Genomic DNA, 19,407 nt, shown 5'->3' on the forward strand with positions numbered 1-19,407 from the left:
GTCTTTTATTTTTCTATTTAATTGCTTATACTTCATATGGGAGCTCCTTTTAGTCGGGTGGGCTCCTTTTATTATACAAAAACAACCGCACCTTGGTGGTGCGGTTGAGATTTGAATTTAGGAAAAGTAGACATGTCTAAGACATATCTACTTTTTTAATGTTTAGGAACTATTTTAAATCTTTAAGATAGTAATCAATGATTGCTTGTGTTCCAAAATTATCATACCCATTTCGAGAAAGAATTTCATAGATTTCTGTAATTCCTTCGGTAATAGGGAGTCGTAAATCACCTTTCTCAGACATCACAAGCTTAAGGTCTTTCAAAAAGTGTTTAACATAAAAGCCAGGCTCGAAATCTTTAACAATCATTTTCGGACCATTGTTTGCCCCTTGCCACGAGTTTGCAGATCCACCGGTGATAACTTGTAGCATTGCATCAAGATTCAACCCTTTCATTTCTGCATAGCGTAATGACTCAGCGGCACCGCCAATAGCACCTGCAATCGCAACTTGGTTAGCAAGTTTAGCGTGTTGACCACTACCGGCAGGACCCATATATGTAATTGTTTTACCCATGATATCGAGTAATGGTTTAATCGTATCAAAGACGTCTTGGTCCGCACCAACCATAATCGAGAGGGTCGCATTGATTGCACCTAAATCTCCACCTGTTACCGGAGCATCCACAACTTTGAATCCTCGTGTCGCACCTTCTTCATACAATGCTTGTGCGAGTGAAGGGGATGATGTGGTCATATCGACAAGAATTGATTGTGGGTTCGCATGATTCATCACTTCGTGAATCACAGCGTCGACATCGGTTGGATATCCAACGATTGAAAAAATAACATCAGCATCGCGAACTACCGCCTCAATCGTTTCGTGTGCTGTCACTTCGGGTTCTAAACGTTTAGCCTTTTCAAAAGTTCTATTGTAAACATGAACATCGTGTCCTGCTTTCGCAAGGTGTTTCGCCATCGGCGCACCCATAACACCTGTTCCAATCCAAGCAATTTTCATAACAATTACCTCCTGTTAATATTATAGCATTGATTTATGGTACCATTACAACATAGAATAAAGATAAAGACATTGAAAGGGGTACCTATGAAAAAAGTGAGATTGAAAGATTTAGCGCAAATGGCGGGTGTATCGGAAACGACGGTATCACTTGTTTTAAACGGTAGACCATCACGAATCTCGCAAGCAAAACGTGATGAAATTGAAGCACTTGCAGAGTTGCACCATTACCGTGCAAACCACCTTGCACGTTCTTTATCAACACAGACCACCCACACCATTGGTTTGATTGTTCCAGATATAGAGAACCCATTCTTTGCGACCGTAGCCAAAGTCATTACAAATACGTTATCAAAAGAAGGTTACATGGTTCTAATTGCGAATAGTGATGAATCGTTAGAAGCTGATAAACGGCTCATTAAGGAACTTTTGGATCGGCAGGTTGATGGGTTAATTCTATGTGTCTCCAATGAGAGTAATGCCTCACAAGCTTTCTATGAGAAAGTTATTCAGAAGATTGATGTTCCCTATGTATTATTGGACCGTGGCTATCAAAATGTTGATGAGAACCAAGTTCTCTTTGATAGTTATTACGGAAGTTACATTGCGACACAATATCTTATCGAAAAGGGTCATACTGGGATTGCGTGTATTACAGGTAAGTTGGATACATTTGTTGGAAAACGCCGCTTAGAAGGCTATACTGCGGCAATGGCGGATGCAAATCTTCACGTTGATGAAGCGATGATTTTTGAAGGGGACTTTCGATATAAAAGTGCCCAAGTTCACGTTCCTCAAATAATTGCTAACGAGATGATAACAGCAGTTTTTGCGTCCAATGATATTATGGCGTATGCGCTCGTTTCAGAGCTCTTGAAACAACAAGATCGTGATATCGAAGTTGTTGGCTATGATAATCTTGAACTCTCGAATATGTTTGGTTATGTGATTGCATCCGTCGCTCAAGATGTAGAGGCGTTGGGATCGCATGCCGTAAACATTTTGTTTGAAGGAATAAAAAATAAAAAAAAGCTTCCGAACGTAGTTCTCAAGCCGTATTTGCATAAAGTCTAAAAGAACCTCAGGTTCTTTTTTTATGAAATCATTTGACAGCGTTTACATTTCGATGTATTATGGTGGCGTAAGAAAGGTAAAGCGCTTTATCATGAAATATAAAATTGTTGACAACAGTTTAACACCCCAGATTTATCAAGCATTACATACAGATGCAAATTTTATGGATTACGATGTTAAAGATATTGAAACTGCTTTAGCACATGATTTGTATGATGTTGTTGTCTACGATGAATATGACGAAGCAATCGGTTGTGCACGTGTCATTGGTGACAGTCGTATTGTCTTTTTCCTCAAAGATGTCATTGTCCGAAAGGATTATCAACGCAATGGTGTTGGTAAGATACTTGTGGATTATGCACTCAAGTATATCAGTACAGTTGCCTGTGATAATGCTTATATCGGTTTAATGTCAACCCGAGGGATGGAAAGCTTTTACAAGAAGTTTGGGTTTATTGAACGACCCAATGATGGTTTAGGAAGTGGAATGGTGATGTATTATGAGCAAAAGTAAAGTATTTGTGTTAGGCAGTATCAACACAGACTTAATGATCTCCGCAGATCGTCTACCACATCAAGGCGAAACAATGAACGGCCATGGTTTCGTACAAACACTTGGTGGAAAAGGTGGAAATCAAGCAGTTGCTGTATCCCGCTTGGGAACATCGACACATCTAATTGGTAATGTGGGTAATGATAGTTTTGGAAATCATGCTATTTCTGAAATGAATCGATATGGTGTCCACGTTGCGGGAATTCATGTGAATGATGAAGTACCAACAGGAACTGCAGTTATTATCCGTGTTGATAATGATAACCGAATTATTCTTGATGCTGGTGCGAATGAAGTCGTGACATCATCGCAAATTGATAAATATGTAAAGGGTGGCACAGACGATTACTTCTTAGCGCAGTTTGAAGTTCCGTTGGAACATGTGGCGTATGGCTTGGAAATTTCAAAAAAACAAGGCATGACGACCATTGTTAATCCTGCACCAGCAGTCGCAGTCGCTGATGCAATTTATCAAAATATTGATTATTTAGTTTTGAACCAAACTGAAACAGAAATATTGGCGGGGATTTTCCCAAACAATGTTCGTGATGTGGAGCAAGCAGCGGCAATCTTCTTTGAAAAAGGGGTCCATGCAGTTGTCGTCACAATGGGTTCAGAAGGAAGTGTCTATTGTGATCAACAAAAAACGGTCGAAGCTGCACCGTTCAAAGTTGAAGTCGTAGATACGACAGGAGCGGGCGATGCGTTCATCGGTACGATGCTCTATGGTTTGACACAAAACATTGAAATTGAAAGGACGCTAAAACTCGCGAGTGCTGCAGGAGCGCTTGCTTGTACGAAGGTTGGAGCACAAGCTTCAATGCCTCGTTTAAGTGATCTAGAAGCATTTATGAAAGCGCAAGAGGAGGAATAGTGCTATGAATAAACGTAAAGTTATAATTGATACTGATCCTGGGATTGATGATGCAGTTGCAATTGCGATTGCCTTGTTTGATGAGACGTTGGATGTATCATTAATTACAACAGTTGCTGGTAATGTTTCAATTGAAAAAACAACGAACAACTTATTGAAGCTTTTAAGTTTTTATAAAAAACCAATCTCTGTTGCGATTGGTGCAGGACGCCCATTACTTCGCGAACCGCGTGATGCTAGTGGTGTTCATGGCGCAAGCGGAATGGATGGATATGATTTCCCAGAACCACAACACGATCTTGTTTTAGATAAATCGGCAGTAGAAGCAATGTATGAAACATTGATGGCCAACGACAAGACCGTATTACTCCCAATTGGTCCACTTACAAATATTGCAATGCTAATTCGTGAATACCCACAGGTCATTGATCGCATTGATGAAATTGTATTAATGGGTGGTTCTATGGGACGTGGTAACTTTGGAGTTTATTCAGAATTCAATATCGCAGTTGACCCTGAAGCCGCTAAAATTGTATTTGAAAGTGGCATCAAATTAACAATGGTCGGATTAGATGTTGGTTTAAAAGCACTTGTTTATCCTGAAGATTCTGAAGTTATCAAAGATATGAACCCAATTGGTCACATGTTCTACAGTTTGTTTAAACAGTACCGTGGTGGATCATTTGGAACAGGTTTAAAAATGTATGATGCATGTGCAGTAGCATACTTATTAAAACCAGAATTATTTGAAACTGTCACAACGCATGTTGCAATTGAGACAGTAGGGGAAATGACAGCGGGTGCGACACTTGTCGACCTTCGTGGTTATCTAGGAAAAGAAGCAAATGCAACTGTAACGTCAGATGTAGATGCTGATGCATTCAAAACATGGTTTATGGATGCAATTCGTAAATGTAACATAGAACAATAGGAGAAAGACTATGAATACTACATTAATGTTTATTGTAGGAGCATTAGCAGTTGTTGCTGTTGTATATATGCTTCTCAAGAAGATGGATATTAAAATTACACTATTTGCTGTTGGAATTATCTTAATGGTAATTGCAATCTTAAATGGTAATGCAATTATTAAAGAACCTGTAAACGTAATGGTTGATCCGATTTTATCGATTATTGATCAGTTCAAGAAACAACTTTCTGGTGCTGGACTCGTAATTTTACTATTAGGTGGCTATACAGCCTACATGAGTAAAATTGGTGCGAATGAAGTAACGGTTAATACGCTAACAAAACCATTATCAATTGTTAAGTCACCATATGTACTCGTACCAGTAGTTTTCTTATTAGGTAACTTACTATCACTTGTTATTCCAAGTGCATCAAACTTAGCAATTATATTGCTCGCTACACTTTATCCAGTACTTCGACGTTCTGGAATGTCAACACTCACTGCTGCTGCAGTAATTGCAACAACCGCAACTGTTATGCCAACACCTTTAGGTGCAGATAACGTCGCTATTGCAGCTGAATTGGGTATGCCAGTTGCTGAGTATGTCTTTAACTATCATGCAATCATTTCTGTACCAACGATTCTTGTAATGGCTTTAGTACATGCATTATGGCAAAAATACTGTGACAAAAAAGTTACGGAATCTGCAGATATGGATTTAGAACTTGAAGATGTGAAAGAAATTACAGGTGGCGCACTTTACAAAACAGTCTACACATTACTTCCTTTACTTCCAATTGTAATCTTATTGGGTGTCTTTGGATATAATGCAATGGCAGGTGCTTCCTTAAATCTATCAGTTGAAGTTGTTACAATCATGAGTTTCATGATTGCTGTATTCTGTGAAATTGTCCGTCATCGTAACGGTCAAGAAGTTCTTAAAACAACCGAGTCATTCTTCTCAGGTATGGGAAATGCAATGGGAATTGTCGTCTTACTTGTTGCTGCATCAACATTTGTTGATGGATTAAAGGCAATAGGACTTATTACAGAACTTCAAACAATCATGTCAACAACGACAGCTTCTGGATTTGTCTTACCATTAATTCTCGTAGTCTTTACAGCGCTTATCGTCTTGTTAAGTGGTAGTGGAACCGCATTGTTCTACGCTATGGTTCCATTGATGGTCCCACTTGCTGTTGCAGCAGGAATCAGTCCATATGCAGTTACAGTTCCAATGGGACTTGCTGGAAACTTACTTCGTGCAGTCTCACCAGTTTCAGCCGTTATCGTTATTGTAGCTGGAACGGTCAAACAAGATCCATTTGAAATTGTAAAACGTACATCAGTCCCAATGATCGTTGGTGTAGTCTTTATGTTCGTTTTATCAATGATTATCTTCCTATAAGAATTCCAAAACTCCAAGACGTCATCCTTGGAGTTTTTTTTATTGAATTGGCGTATAATGGGAGAAAGGGGATTAATTATGAAACAAACGATAGACGCTTTTTGGGATAATTTTCTCAAAGAAACAAAATTAGAGAATGTGCAACTTCATGATGCGTGGGCATTTGGGGATAGTGCTTCACTTGCGGATGATTTAGCATCGTTGACAGTAAAGGGTATTAAAACAGCAACTGCGAGTGCGTACATTGAGTATGTGTTGGATCATGAAGCATTGCCCCAAGTATCGGACCATGCTTTAGATATCATTCTTGATGGTCAAGGACAACCAGTTGCGGTTATACGGGTTACAAAAGTATATGTCGTTCCATTTTTAGATGTTACGCCCGAACATGCCTACAAAGAAGGTGAGGCGGATCGCAGCTTGGATAGTTGGCGAAAGATTCACCATCAATATTGGCAGCGAACATTTGAAGCACGAGGGCTTGCTATTGAAATTGACCAAATTGATGTTGTCTGTGAAGAATTTGAAGTAGTTTGGCATCCGCAAGAGACCTAAACGGTCTCTTTTTTTGTCGCCTTTTGCAGCGATACACAGGCAAATAAATTGAAGCAATACGCTGAAACTCGTATACTTGAACATAGATTAGAGGTAACCGTATGTACGAATTTCCAGATTTACCAATACTAACACAAAGTATTAATATTAGCCGTTTTGAAGATGAACACGTCGATGTCACAGTTGAAGCTAAAAAACTAGATGAACTATTTCAATCGGCCGAAGCATTTACGGTCATTCCTAAATGGGAAGCAACGCATATCTATCAACTCAAAGGAAATGATATTCCGCAAACAAATCAACTTTACTTTATTGTCCGAGATCCACGCATTCATGATGATGACTTCGGGTATATAATGTATAAAGATGAAGAATTGTATGAAATGGTTTACTACCGTGTTGATGCAGAACGCCTTCGCCATATACTCACTGACTTACCCCTTTAGACTGCCAAAAGCAGTTTTTTTTTGTAACGAAATATGACGGCAAGACCTTGATTCTGTGCTATGCTTAATAGAGAAGGTGAGGAGGATTCTTATATGGGGAAAAAGGATTCTAAAAAATACTTTGCAGTACTCATCGCCATTGTGTTAATTGGCGAAATCATTGCGTACTTGGTCCCGTCTAATTTGTACGTCTTTGTGACGGTGCTAACTCTTTCGTTCGCACTATTTATCATTGCGACAAATATTACCAATACCAAACAGGCGCGGGTTGGCGTTGGTTTACTCATTGCTGCTTCGTTTTTTGATTTGATGAACATAGTATCAGGAAATATGTATGTAAGCAGTCAAGCAATTGTGGGTACACCTGATGTTACGCGTGCATCGTCATTTTTATTGATTTTTATTGCGATAGCCATTCTTAAAGCAGTTGGGGTTGTGTTGCTTGCAGCACTGATATTACAAGATTGATTGTGTAAAAATGATTGGAGCGAAACATGAAATCTAAAAAGGGAATTATTATTTGTATCGTAAGTATTATTGTGGTTCTTGGGGTAGTTGTAGGTGGACGGTATTTAAAAGAAAAGTCTGAGCCACTCAATATTGTTTTCAATGAGAATATTGTTCTCGAATTTGATATAAATAATACAAAACCAGAATTTAGTGATTTTAAGAATGCGATTATCGATACTAAGCAATCGCATTATGATCGCATTATTTCGGTTACGGGAATTGATGTGACGACGGTTACAGAATTCCGTGTCACAAATGAGTCAAAACAGGTAATTGATGCAAATCAGGATTTCATGATGCATACGAACGATAATGTACTAAGAATTACGAAAAGAAACGAATATCCTGAAAGCATTGCGAAATATGACATCACGAATTTCTATGGGCGTCACATGCGTATAAGCGACAGTGGTGCACTTTTTGACCGCTACTCTAATGCGAGCTATGAAATGATTAATGCGATGATGTCAAAAAATAACGACAAAGAATTGCCACTCGTAGCAACATTAGTGGCGGAAAAAAATGGCGAACGCCAATCCTATTTATTCAGTTATCATGTAAGGGATTCGAAACCACCCATCATTACGGGACCATCATCAATTAAATTGGAACCTGGTGAGACCTTGGACTTAGCATCATATTTTACTGCGGAAGATGCAATTGAAGGTGAAAAACGAATCGCATTTAAAATTATTGATTCAGATCCTGCGACAGGTATCACACATTATCTTGCCGAAACACGTGACTTAAATAACAACGCGGCGACTCACACCTTTACAGTTGAACAAGCACTTGATCAAGTTAGTGAAGGTTCAAAACATGAAAATTTGGTATTCAATGATCGAATAATTATACCAGCAGTCGGACCTTTAGGCGTTGGTCGTATTATCGATTTAGAAGCATCTAACCTAGATCCTGCGGATGTGAGCATCGCCTACGAGACACGAAATAATGAAATTACATTGTTTTCCAAAGACCCCGCTTTGAATGTTGATACGTTACGGTATGACTCTTTTGACGATTGTACCAATACGGTGCTTGAAGTCAATAAATCCATCGAATCATCACATTACAGTTATCTGTGTGGACAATTGCGTAATGGTGATGGTGGTGCAACGGTTATAAATGGTGCGGGGATTGTAAATGCATATATCAAGGCTCCCAATACGGATACAATTGTGATCAATATAAAAGGTGTAAAGCATGCCTATGATATCACATACTATCGTTATCACTTTGGATCGTATCAAGACATTGAAACACTTGAAAATCAATAATTAAAGTAAGTATTAAGAAAGTTGGAAATAGTTATGACACACTCGTTTTTGAATATTATGATGGCAATTTATGGTTTGATTTTGGTGGTACTTGCAGGTTTTGCAATAGCGTTAAAACGCCGCGACAATAACTACAAATCAGAAGATAAAGTACGAACCAAAGGAACTGTAGTTAAGTACTCGGTCAATGACTCGGGGGCACCTGTCGTCGAATATACTGTCAATGGTGTTAACTATCGTAAGGCATTAAAATATTCATATGTAAAATCAGTCAGTACGCCATTTCATCGAGTTAACACAGAAGTGAAGACGGATCTACTTGATACAGTATTACGATTACGAGGTAATTCGATGGTATCCGTTAATACGGTGATGCGTGATCATTTTCCAATTGGTTCATCGCTGAATGTGTATTATGATGAAACGCGTCCTCAAGTTGCGTATGTTGAGCGATATGCTCGTTCCTATGTCCCACTGATTTTAACGGTTGCTGCGGTTTTAACGGCAGTTGCGATGCTGATAACGTACTTAGTCTTTGTTTAAACCACAAAAAGTGGAATTTATTGGAGATAATGTTGTCGCAAGGAAATATTTATGATATTATAAATGAGCTTTGTGACTGGGTTTCACGTCTCCTCGACGGAATACGCGGTTTCAAAGGGCTTAGAAACATAGGAGGACAAATACATGTTATCAAAAGCAAGAAAACAAGAAATCATGAAAGAATTCGCTCGTGATGAAAAAGATACAGGTTCAGTAGAAGTACAAGTAGCCGTATTAACAGAAGAAATCAACATTCTTACAGTTCATATGAAAGAACATAAGAAAGATTACCACTCAAACCGTGGACTTCTTAAAAAAGTTGGACGTCGTCGTAACTTATTAACATACTTACGTAACGAAGACATCAACCGTTACCGTGAATTAATCACACGTTTAGGATTAAGAAAATAATCGAAAGGAGCGCAACGCTCCTTTTTTAATAGGCATTACAGCAATAGTATGATAAAATTGATAAAGATAAATATGAGGTGAACTATGGACAAGAGAGTATTCGAATTAGATTTCGATGGTAAGCGATTAATAGTTGAAACCGGCGAACTTGCGAAACAAGCAGGTGGATCCGTACTAGTAAGATATGAAGATACAGTGGTGCTCTCAGCAGCAACTGCAAGTAAAAAAGCAAAGGATATTGACTTCTTCCCACTAACCGTGACGTATGAAGAAAAATTATATTCTGTAGGTAAAATCCCAGGAGGTTTTTTACGTCGAGAAGGAAGACCTAGTGAACATGCAACATTGACATCACGTCTTATCGACCGTACAATTCGTCCTCTTTTTGCAGAAGGGTTTAGAAATGAAGTACAAGTCGTAAATACGGTACTTTCGGTAAATAAAGATAATGCACCAGATATGGCAGCGATGTTCGGAGCATCATTATCATTATGTGTATCTGATATTCCATTTGAAGGACCGATTGCGGGTGTTACAGTTGGAATGATCGATGGCGAATTCATCGTGAATCCAAGCCTTGAGCAACAAGAACAATCACGTATGCATTTAGTTGTTGCCGGAACCAAAGATGCTATCAACATGGTTGAGGCAGGAGCACAAGAAGTTTCGGAAGAAGAATTCTTAGATGCGATGATGTTTGGTCACGAATGGATCAAAAAACTATGCGATTATCAAATTGAAATTGCTCAAGCAGTTGCTAAAGAGAAAATGGAAGTTTCCTTATACGAAGTGCCTGAAGCCATTCAAGAAGAAGTTGAAGCTCTTGTAGGAGTATCATTACGTAAAGCAGTTGCTATCGAGAAAAAACTTGAACGTTATGGTGCAATTGATGACTTGGAAGAACAAGCACAATTACACTTCGAAGCTAAAGAATACGAAGATGAAAAAACTAAAACGAAGACACTTAAACATGTTAAAGAATATACACACACTATTGTTGCTGGTGAAGTTCGACGTTTAATCTCTGTCGAAAAGATTCGTCCTGATGGTCGTGGTGTTGCGGAAGTCCGCCCATTGAATGTACAAATGGACATTCTTCCACGTGTTCACGGTAGTGGATTATTCACACGCGGTGAAACTCAAGTTCTTTCTGTTGCAACCTTAGGTGCAATGGGTGATACTCAAATTATTGATGACTTATCTGATGTTGAAGAAAAACGCTTCATGCACCACTATAACTTCCCACCTTACTCAGTTGGGGAGACAGGACGCATGGGTGCCCCTGGACGTCGTGAAATTGGTCACGGTGCACTTGGAGAACGTGCGTTATCATACGTATTACCAACAGTCGAAGAATTCCCATATACAATTCGTTTAGTTGCTGAAGTTTTAGAATCTAATGGATCATCATCACAAGCAAGTATCTGTGCAGGTTCTGTTGCATTAATGGCAGCAGGTGTTCCTATTAAAGCAGCAGTGAGTGGTATTGCGATGGGTCTTGTTCAATTGGGTGATGATTACACCATCCTTACAGATATCCAAGGAATGGAAGACCATTTCGGAGATATGGACTTTAAAGTTGCCGGTACAAAAAATGGTATCACAGCACTTCAAATGGATATTAAAATTAAGGGGTTGAGCCGTGAAATTTTACAAGAAGCTCTTGCTCAAGCGAAAATTGGTCGCGCCGAAATGATGGATGCGATGGATGCTGTTATTTCCGAACCACGTCCTGAAGTTGGTACTTATGCACTTAAGATTGCACAACTACAAATTGCTCCAGACAAGATTCGCGATGTCATTGGTGCTGGTGGAAAAATCATCAACCAAATTATCGAAGATGCTGACAATGTCAAAATTGATATCGAAGATGACGGTCGTGTTGTTATCTACCATAGCGATATGGCAGCTATTAACAAAGCAAAATCAATTATTGAAAACATTGTGCGTGAAGCTAAAGTTGGCGAAATCTATGACGCCAAAGTCGTACGTATCGAAAAATTCGGTGCCTTCGTGCAGTTGTTTGAGGGAACGGATGCATTGCTTCATGTTTCAAAAATTGCGCACGAGCGTGTAGAAAATGTTGAAGATGTACTGAAACTCGGAGATATTATCCAAGTTAAAGTTACTGAAATTGACGATCGTGGACGTGTCAATGCATCACGTAAAGCATTGCTACCAAAACCAGAAGTCAAGAAACCAGAAGTAACAGAAACACCAGAAACAAAATCATAAAAGTAAAAAGATGCATCGCGAATGCATCTTTTTTTTAACAAAAGTTTGTGATTTAAAAATGGAGTAACGAAGAATGTCTTTCATTGATTTACACATATCAACAGTTTCCTTATCCTAATTAACAAATCGCTTATAAATATAAATACCCTACTCAAAAGTGCAAATATTCGTTTCACTATTTTCCTTAGACTGATTATGTAAGCGGTAACACGCTGAGGAGGGAAAGTAGTGAAGAAAATAAGTGGTCTCTTTTTAAGTTTATTGATTGCTATGAGTCTTATTAGTCCAAATATGACCATCGCAATCTCTGCTACAACAGACGAACTTACTGATATTCCAACAGTCGATCAGACGGGATATGAAGTATTGGGCTCTGTTGAAAGTGTCACAGTTACAGATAACAAGGTAACATTGACACACAGTGATGGTAATAAAACACGTATTTCCGTTATTGATGAGAATCTTTTTAGATACTATGTCGACATCAATGACACTGATTTTCAAGAATATCCAACTCCAAATAAAAAGGAACACCGTGCTAATATTGTTGTCAACAATGATGATACCGTTGCAGCCAATAGCGGTGTAGAAATTACTGTTGAGGATGGCGATGTTCTTAAAATTAAGACATCCAAAATAACGATAGAAGTTGAAAAAGCGAGTTCGAAAATGACTGTACGCCGTGCAAACGGTTCGATTGTTATGCAGGAAGCTGCACCGATTATGTACAAGAACAATCAAACAATTCAGTCATTAGTTGAACAGAGCGATGAATACTTCTATGGGGGAGGAACCCAAAATGGACGTTTCTCTCACAAAGGGGAAATTGTTAAAGCTGTCAACAGTAACAACTGGGTAGACGGTGGTGTAGCAAGTCCGAATCCTTTCTATTGGACAACAAAAGGATATGGGATTGTTCGTAACACATTTAAACCAGGGGAATATGACTTTGGTAAAACCTTACCAGGAATTGTCTCTGCAACGCATAATGAATCACGTTTTGACGCCTACATTATGGTTGATGATAACCCACAAGGAATTCTAAATTCATATACAAACTTAACTGGGAAACCAGCACAACAACCGGATTATGCTTTCTATCTTGCACATTTAAACTGCTATAACCGTGATGTTTGGAAACCAGCATCGGGTACAAATGGTAAGAAGATTGATGGTCAATACTATACAGAGCGTCAAGCACAAACCGGTGAAATTCAACCAGGTGAAGTTCAAGAATCGTTAATGGAAAAAGATGGTAATAAAACATTTACCGCCCAACGACAAATTGAACTTCATGAAGAATATGATTTGCCGATTGGAGCATTTTATCCAAATGATGGTTATGGCTGTGGTTATGGTCAATCCGATTCATTTGATGGTGATATTGCGGAACTAAAAGCATTTACAGATTTTGCAAACAGCAAAGGAATTGAAGTTGGACTTTGGACACAAGCAAACCTATGGCCAGCTGACAAAGATAATCCTAAAAAAGGTGAACGTGATATCCAACGTGAAGTTCAAGATGCTGGCGTACGTGCAGTTAAAACTGACGTTGCGTGGGTCGGAGCAGGATATTCGATGGCGCTTGATGGTGTCCAACATGCATTCAATGCAATTACGGAATTATCTGGATCCAAAGCAAACATTATAAGTCTTGATGGTTGGGCAGGAACACAACGTTACGCAGGTATATGGTCAGGGGACCAATCTGGTGGTAACTGGGAGTATATTCGTTTCCATATTCCTACATATATTGGAACCGGATTATCGGGAATGCCAAATATTGGGAGTGACTTAGATGGAATTTTTGGTGGTAAAAACCCAATCATTCAAACACGTGATTTCCAATGGAAAGCATTTACACCGTATATGCTCGATATGGATGGATGGGGTGCTTCACAGAAAAATCCTTGGGAATTTGGTGAAGATACAACGTCAATTAACCGTGCATATCTAAAACTAAAAGCAGAAATGATGCCATATATCGCGACACTTTCACACGAAGCATCGCAAACTGGTATGCCACTTGTTCGTGCAATGATGCTTGAGTATCCAGATGCGCATACTTATTCAAAAGCAACACAGTACCAATACATGTGGGGAAGTTCATTCCTTGTAGCGCCTATTTATCAAGATACAGCTTCAGATGCACAAGGGAATGACATTCGTAACGACATCTATCTTCCAGATGCTGAACAAATTTGGATTGATTATTTTACAGGTGAACAATACCGTGGTGGATCCGTTTTAAATAACTTTGATGCACCAATATGGAAAACACCAGTATTCGTCAAAAACGGAGCAATTGTTCCTATGTATGCGGAAAATAATAACCCTCGTCCAATCAGTGAATCAAATCCTAAGGGACTTGATAAATCACACCGAATTGTGGAATTCTATCCACATGGCGACACAAATTTCGAACTTTATGAAGACGATGGTATTACGTTAGATGGTGCATCAACGAATACCGTAATTTCATCATCTGTTAGCGGTGATCAAGCAACTCTATCTATTGGTAAAACAGCGGGTTCTTATCCAAGTATGGTTACAGACCGAGATACAGAAATGATCGTTAACGTATCACAAGCCCCTCAAGCTGTTCGTGGTAATGTTGCTGGAAATGATGTGACATTTACAAAAGTAACATCAAAAGAAGCTTATGATGCTGCTACGGGTAATGTTTACTTCTATGATGAAGCTCCAGTCTCAATTATCAGCGAGTATGCTACAGAAGGCACAACGTTTGATACAAACAAACTTACAACACGACCAAAAGTGTTCATCAAATCAACAGACAAAATTAATGTCCAAGATCATGAATTTACAGTGATTGTCGATGGTTTTGCGAATGAGCAAGAAGTCTCACCAAATGTTGAGTCACCAGATCTTGCAGTGCCAACGAATCTAACGTCACCAGAACAAACATCATCAACAATCACATTAGATTGGGACGATGTTAGCGAAGCGAAAACATATGATGTGGAAATCGATGGTATCGTATTCTCAAATATAAAAACATCTACATTTACGCATCAAGAACTCAATTATGATACTGATTATAGTTACCGTGTTCGTGCGGTTAATGAAACCGGTCATTCGAAGTGGACAGCGCCAATTACAGTTAAAACAGCACTGGATCCATATCGTAATGTTCCAAAAGATATGACTGCAACATGGACAGGTGGCGGTGGCTATGCAGGAACAGTCGCACAAGATGCCGTTGATGGTGATGAAGCGACACAATTCCACTCCGCAACCGGAGGGGATGCATACACGAATACCTTCACAATTGACATGCAAAAGAGCTATCACATCGAAAAACTGGAATACGTCCCTAGACCAGACTTTGGAAATGGTACGATTCGTAAGTTTGAAGTTGATTATAGTTTAGATGGTGAAACATGGAAGTCAGGTGCTAAAGTAGGGGTCGATACACCAGCATGGAGTTATTCCAAAGGTGAAACAATGAAGACACTGACTTTCGATCAGCCGTTACGTGCGCGCTACTTACGAATTAGTGTCAAAGATTCAGTCGGTGGATTCTTCACGGCACATGAATTACGTCCATATGCTGTCGAAGGATCACCATCACAAATTGTTGGTGACTGGAATAACAGTGGCACGCTAGACGAAGAAGATCTCATTTTCTTTGAAAACTATGCAGGTCTCAAATTTGGTGATGCTGACTTTGAGGGTTATGTCGATGCAGCAGATATTAACTATGACAATAAAATCGATGCGTATGACATTTCTTTCGTAGCACGACAACTCAATGGTGGTGTCACACCTCAAAAGAATAAAGTACAAGGACAGGTTCTCATCGTACCTTCCGTAACAGAAGCACAAGCGGGAGAGGTCGTTACATACACTGTTTATGGAATGGGTATGGAAAATGTTTATGCATTAGACCTTGCAATTCCATACAACGATACAGAATACAAATTCGAATCGAACAGTACATCAGTACTAACTCAATTTATGAAGAGCTTTAGTAAAGATCGTTTACACACCGACAAATCACGCGTAAACTATCTAATCTTTACAAATGTTGGACCAACCGAAACCTTAAATGGAACAGGTGTGATCGGTAGCTTCAAGATGACTCAGAAATTTGCGGGTCCAACAGCAATTACACCACAAAGTGCTCAATTTGTTGGTGATAATTTAAGTACGATTAACGCACTTAATGAAGTGGAAGAGCCTGTATTACCAAGTACAGAAACGAAGTTAACACTTAATGATATTGAAGCCATGACCTTTACCAATGACTTGATGCCAACAGATGATGGTTCAAATGGTGCGAAATTATGGCAACAAGGTAACTATGCATCACTCTTGTTTGATGGCAAAGTAGGAGAATTGGCTGAATTCAAATGGAAACCAACAGATGGTGATTTACCAGACTATGTCAAACTCCCAACAACGATGAACTTTAAATTGAAAGAATCACATCCAATTTCAAAAGTTCGTGTTCACAACCGTCCTTCAGGATCAAATGGAAGTGTCACATCAATTAAAGCCACAGCATATAGTGGTGAAACAGCGATTGACTTAGGTACGATTAGCACCTTTAAATCTATCTTCGAGTGGAATGTTCCAGAAGGTCAAGCCATTGACCGAATCGAAATTACACCACTTACAGCTTCAGGATCTGCAACTGGTACTACAACAGGGACTGTTGAAAATAGAATGCTATCCCTATATGAAATAGACTTTATATCCAATATCGGTTCGGCTGTATCATCGATAGCATTTGATGCTTCAACGCCAGATCACATCGGTCTTGAAAGCCTAACACGCATCCAAGCGAATGTTGGTCCATTGAATGCGATTAATCCATTCTATGAAATAACCAGTTCAGACCCAAGTGTCGCAACCATTACAAAAATTGTGACCGAAAAAGGCTATGAATATTATGTTACCGGTAAAAAAGCTGGAACCGTTGTATTGACAGCAACATCACTTGCTGACTCATCAATCACAGTTGAGCATAATTTAACAGTGAGTGATCGATTCGATACAACAATGCTTGAAACCGTTCTTGCAAAAACAGACGGCTTACACCAACGTCTCTATACTGAAGAAACGTATACAGCAGTTATGGAAGCACGTGCAGTAGCTCAAGCTGTTCTCGATAATCCACAAACAATTTCTCAAATTGAAGATGAAACTATTAAATTAAACCTTGCATTCTCGAAACTCCAACTAAAAGGATCAAACACAGATCAAGCTGATAGTATCCATCCAATTGATACGCGAAATGCTGAAATTGTCGATTTCACCAATCAAGCTGATTCCGATTATGTCACAAATATTCTCGATAATGATCCAGAAACAATTTGGCATACGAGTTATGGAACCAATGCAAAACTGCCAATCTCAGTAACCGTTGATCTCAAACATACTTATAACTTAGAACAACTTAATTTCTTGCCTAATACGCGAAATCGTAATGGGGACATTGTACGTTACCGTATTGAAACAAGCTTAGATGGTGAAACTTTCGAACCCGTCGTTGAAGATACATTACCATACGACGTAAGTGGACTCATCGGTCGTTCAAACTATCAAGTTTCAAAATTTGATAAGATTCCAGCACGTTACGTAAAATTCATTGCCCTTGAGTCCTTGGGAACAAGTTCAACGGTAGCACAAATGAATAAATTCGCATCCATGGCTGAGATGAAACTCTTCGGTGAATTGATGGATACAGAGATTGCAATTGAATCAATCGTATTAACCGCAGATAAGACGGAATTAAACATTAACGATACTCAAATTGTTAATGCTGCATTAACACCAGCTGATGCGACAGAAGCATTCACATGGACATCAACTGATGAGACAATCGCAAGTGTCGTAGATGGCGTCATAACAGCGCACAAAGCAGGTGTTGTTACAATTCAGGCACATTCTGCTAAGGGAGTTGCATCCAATGAACTAACCATAACTGTTAAAGCAATCGATATCGAAAGTCTGAAGACACTTGCACAACAAGTAACAACCAAACTCTCGGATACAGAATATGTTGAACAGTTACATGAAGCACTCTATGAACACGTGAATGGAGCACTTGATGCTGCGACGACATTGATTCAGGCATTTGAATCTGATCCGCAATCAGTTACAGCAAATGACATCCAAACACACTACAACACGCTTCAAAAAGCATTCAGTGATTTGGCACATAATGGAAGTGTAGTTCAACTTGAAACATTAGCTACGATGGACCTTGCAGAGTACGATTCAAGTACGACATCAGCATTCATTAAACTTCAAGAAAAAGCAATTGAAATGTTAGATGATATTCTTGCAAACTTGGATACTGTCGCTGAATTTGTAACAAAAATGGAATCAGCACAAGCAAGCATGGTTCGACTAGATCGCCAAGCACTTGACACGCTTGTCACCACAGTCGCTGCACTTGATACAGCGCGTTATACACCACTCAGTGTATCTGCCCTTAATACAGCGCTTGAGTCGGCACAAAATGCTTTATCAACAGCGACAACCCAACAAGCTCTCAATGAAGCACTTACTGCACTTGAAACGGCTTATAATGGACTTGTCGTAAAAGCAAATCCAACCCAACGTCAAACGCTTCAAGATTTCATTGATGTCGTTGCGAAATTAAATGCAAAAGACTATAAAGCAACAACATTTGAAACGATTACGACAGCTGCATCAACATTCACGGATGCACTTGCTCAAGAAAACCTATCAGATCTAGATGCGAAATCTTACCTAGAAATGATTCCATCACTCATGGACCTGATTAATAATCCAGATGGTGAAATAACACCAAATACACTCAATAAAGATGCATTAAACAAACTCCTAGAATCAATCAATGCATTATCACCGGAGTCGTATACAGAATCCAGTTGGAATACAATGTTAGCTGCAAAAGCGCAAGCGGAAGCAATTGCAAACAATCCATTAAGTACACAAACAGTATTGGATGAAGCAGTCGCACACTTACAAAGTACCGTAAACCAATTAGTTAAAGTAAATGGTGGCGTAATTGAAGGCTTTAAAGGACTACCTGATGTGATTCGTGTTGGGGAAGCATTTACACTTTACCCAGAATTTGATGATCTGAAGGGTGGCCAAGGATGGATTTTTGATGCTGAATTCTTTGCAGCAACATTCAATTCACCAGCAACATTCATTCCTCTAAAAACAGGAACAACAACTATTTCATTCACATCTTCAGACGGAACTGTACAGCGTGCAACAGTAACGATTAAAGAGGCTGTGAAGAAAGAAGAAGAGAAAGAGACAAACACCAATACAGAAAATCCTACAAAACTTCCAGCAACAGGTATGGCAACACAAGCACCATATTTTGGAATATTGATTGTTCTTGCAGGTGCAGTAGCGTTACTATTCTCAAAAAAACGTAAGGCTTAATTCGTGACTCATCGTTAAGATGTCAACGAAAAAAACCACCCATGTACGGAACTGACCTAGTTCCTTGGGACTCAAGAAAAAACCTCTTGTAAACGAATTATTGTAAAATGATTCAATACGGGAGGTTTTCTTATGGGAACACGGATTATGCATAGTTATGAGATAAAAATGAAA

General features: G+C 39.1%; 14 protein-coding genes. 13 read left to right on the plus strand and 1 reads right to left on the minus strand.

The features are described from left to right. Positions 1-169: 169 nt before the first annotated feature. Positions 170-1,021, minus strand: a complete 852-nt coding sequence (locus tag GVV19_RS10465) for an NAD(P)-dependent oxidoreductase (RefSeq protein ID WP_159647478.1) — start codon at positions 1,019-1,021, stop codon at positions 170-172. An 87-nt stretch (positions 1,022-1,108) separates the two neighbouring features. Between GVV19_RS10465 and GVV19_RS10470 the strand changes: the two genes are divergently transcribed. The 13 genes from GVV19_RS10470 to GVV19_RS10530 all read left to right on the plus strand — a co-directional run bounded on the left by GVV19_RS10470 (position 1,109) and on the right by GVV19_RS10530 (position 19,233). Beyond that, positions 1,109-2,095 (plus strand): LacI family DNA-binding transcriptional regulator, encoded by a 987-nt coding sequence (locus tag GVV19_RS10470; protein ID WP_159640094.1) that lies wholly within the window; start codon positions 1,109-1,111, stop codon positions 2,093-2,095. A 91-nt stretch (positions 2,096-2,186) separates the two neighbouring features. Beyond that, entirely contained in the window at positions 2,187-2,609 is a 423-nt protein-coding gene (locus GVV19_RS10475) for a GNAT family N-acetyltransferase (RefSeq protein ID WP_159638206.1), read from the plus strand. After that, positions 2,596-3,522: a ribokinase gene (locus GVV19_RS10480; RefSeq protein ID WP_159638180.1), complete on the plus strand. Its 927-nt coding sequence runs from the start codon at positions 2,596-2,598 to the stop codon at positions 3,520-3,522. Before GVV19_RS10475 ends, GVV19_RS10480 begins: the two co-directional genes overlap by 14 nt. Positions 3,523-3,526: 4 nt before the next feature. After that, positions 3,527-4,453 carry a ribonucleoside hydrolase RihC gene (rihC, locus tag GVV19_RS10485; protein WP_159647480.1) on the plus strand — a complete coding sequence of 309 codons (927 nt, stop codon included), beginning with the start codon at positions 3,527-3,529 and terminating at the stop codon, positions 4,451-4,453. A gap of 10 nt (positions 4,454-4,463) precedes the next feature. Continuing rightward, positions 4,464-5,840: a C4-dicarboxylate transporter DcuC gene (gene dcuC / locus GVV19_RS10490; protein ID WP_159640100.1), complete on the plus strand. Its 1,377-nt coding sequence runs from the start codon at positions 4,464-4,466 to the stop codon at positions 5,838-5,840. 78 nt (positions 5,841-5,918) lie between these two features. After that, the gene (locus tag GVV19_RS10495; RefSeq protein ID WP_159647482.1) at positions 5,919-6,395 is read left to right on the plus strand and encodes an ASCH domain-containing protein; all 477 of its coding nucleotides are present in this window, start codon (positions 5,919-5,921) and stop codon (positions 6,393-6,395) included. Positions 6,396-6,496: 101 nt separating this feature from the next. Beyond that, a complete protein-coding gene (locus GVV19_RS10500) occupies positions 6,497-6,841 on the plus strand; it encodes a hypothetical protein (protein WP_159647484.1) in 345 nt (114 codons plus the stop codon). 93 nt (positions 6,842-6,934) lie between these two features. Beyond that, on the plus strand, positions 6,935-7,309 hold the full coding sequence (locus GVV19_RS10505) for a hypothetical protein (protein WP_159647486.1): 375 nt from the start codon (positions 6,935-6,937) through the stop codon (positions 7,307-7,309). Between the two features lie 26 nt (positions 7,310-7,335). Continuing rightward, on the plus strand, positions 7,336-8,628 hold the full coding sequence (locus GVV19_RS10510) for a hypothetical protein (RefSeq protein WP_159647488.1): 1,293 nt from the start codon (positions 7,336-7,338) through the stop codon (positions 8,626-8,628). 33 nt (positions 8,629-8,661) lie between these two features. Then, positions 8,662-9,171 (plus strand): DUF3592 domain-containing protein, encoded by a 510-nt coding sequence (locus GVV19_RS10515; RefSeq protein WP_159647490.1) that lies wholly within the window; start codon positions 8,662-8,664, stop codon positions 9,169-9,171. Between the two features lie 144 nt (positions 9,172-9,315). Further along, a complete protein-coding gene (gene rpsO / locus GVV19_RS10520) occupies positions 9,316-9,582 on the plus strand; it encodes a 30S ribosomal protein S15 (protein WP_159640118.1) in 267 nt (88 codons plus the stop codon). An 84-nt stretch (positions 9,583-9,666) separates the two neighbouring features. Further along, positions 9,667-11,817 (plus strand): polyribonucleotide nucleotidyltransferase, encoded by a 2,151-nt coding sequence (gene pnp / locus GVV19_RS10525; RefSeq protein WP_159647492.1) that lies wholly within the window; start codon positions 9,667-9,669, stop codon positions 11,815-11,817. Positions 11,818-12,045: 228 nt separating this feature from the next. Next, complete coding sequence (locus GVV19_RS10530) at positions 12,046-19,233, plus strand: discoidin domain-containing protein (RefSeq protein WP_159647494.1); 7,188 nt, start codon at positions 12,046-12,048, stop codon at positions 19,231-19,233. Positions 19,234-19,407: the final 174 nt, after the last annotated feature.

The organism is Erysipelothrix anatis, from assembly GCF_009828745.1.
In the GTDB taxonomy this organism is placed as follows: domain Bacteria; phylum Bacillota_I; class Bacilli_A; order Erysipelotrichales; family Erysipelotrichaceae; genus Erysipelothrix; species Erysipelothrix anatis.

What these genes read in the sequence shown, in the direction of transcription:
- GVV19_RS10515 (WP_159647490.1), top strand. Translation starts at nt 8,662, where the DNA reads ATGACACACTCGTTTTTGAATATTATGATGGCAATTTATGGTTTGATT.
- GVV19_RS10495 (WP_159647482.1), top strand. Translation starts at nt 5,919, where the DNA reads ATGAAACAAACGATAGACGCTTTTTGGGATAATTTTCTCAAAGAAACA.
- GVV19_RS10505 (WP_159647486.1), top strand. Translation starts at nt 6,935, where the DNA reads ATGGGGAAAAAGGATTCTAAAAAATACTTTGCAGTACTCATCGCCATT.
- GVV19_RS10480 (WP_159638180.1), top strand. Translation starts at nt 2,596, where the DNA reads ATGAGCAAAAGTAAAGTATTTGTGTTAGGCAGTATCAACACAGACTTA.
- dcuC (WP_159640100.1), top strand. Translation starts at nt 4,464, where the DNA reads ATGAATACTACATTAATGTTTATTGTAGGAGCATTAGCAGTTGTTGCT.
- rpsO (WP_159640118.1), top strand. Translation starts at nt 9,316, where the DNA reads ATGTTATCAAAAGCAAGAAAACAAGAAATCATGAAAGAATTCGCTCGT.
- rihC (WP_159647480.1), top strand. Translation starts at nt 3,527, where the DNA reads ATGAATAAACGTAAAGTTATAATTGATACTGATCCTGGGATTGATGAT.
- GVV19_RS10465 (WP_159647478.1), bottom strand. Translation starts at nt 1,021, where the DNA reads ATGAAAATTGCTTGGATTGGAACAGGTGTTATGGGTGCGCCGATGGCG.
- GVV19_RS10500 (WP_159647484.1), top strand. Translation starts at nt 6,497, where the DNA reads ATGTACGAATTTCCAGATTTACCAATACTAACACAAAGTATTAATATT.
- GVV19_RS10475 (WP_159638206.1), top strand. Translation starts at nt 2,187, where the DNA reads ATGAAATATAAAATTGTTGACAACAGTTTAACACCCCAGATTTATCAA.
- GVV19_RS10470 (WP_159640094.1), top strand. Translation starts at nt 1,109, where the DNA reads ATGAAAAAAGTGAGATTGAAAGATTTAGCGCAAATGGCGGGTGTATCG.
- GVV19_RS10510 (WP_159647488.1), top strand. Translation starts at nt 7,336, where the DNA reads ATGAAATCTAAAAAGGGAATTATTATTTGTATCGTAAGTATTATTGTG.
- pnp (WP_159647492.1), top strand. Translation starts at nt 9,667, where the DNA reads ATGGACAAGAGAGTATTCGAATTAGATTTCGATGGTAAGCGATTAATA.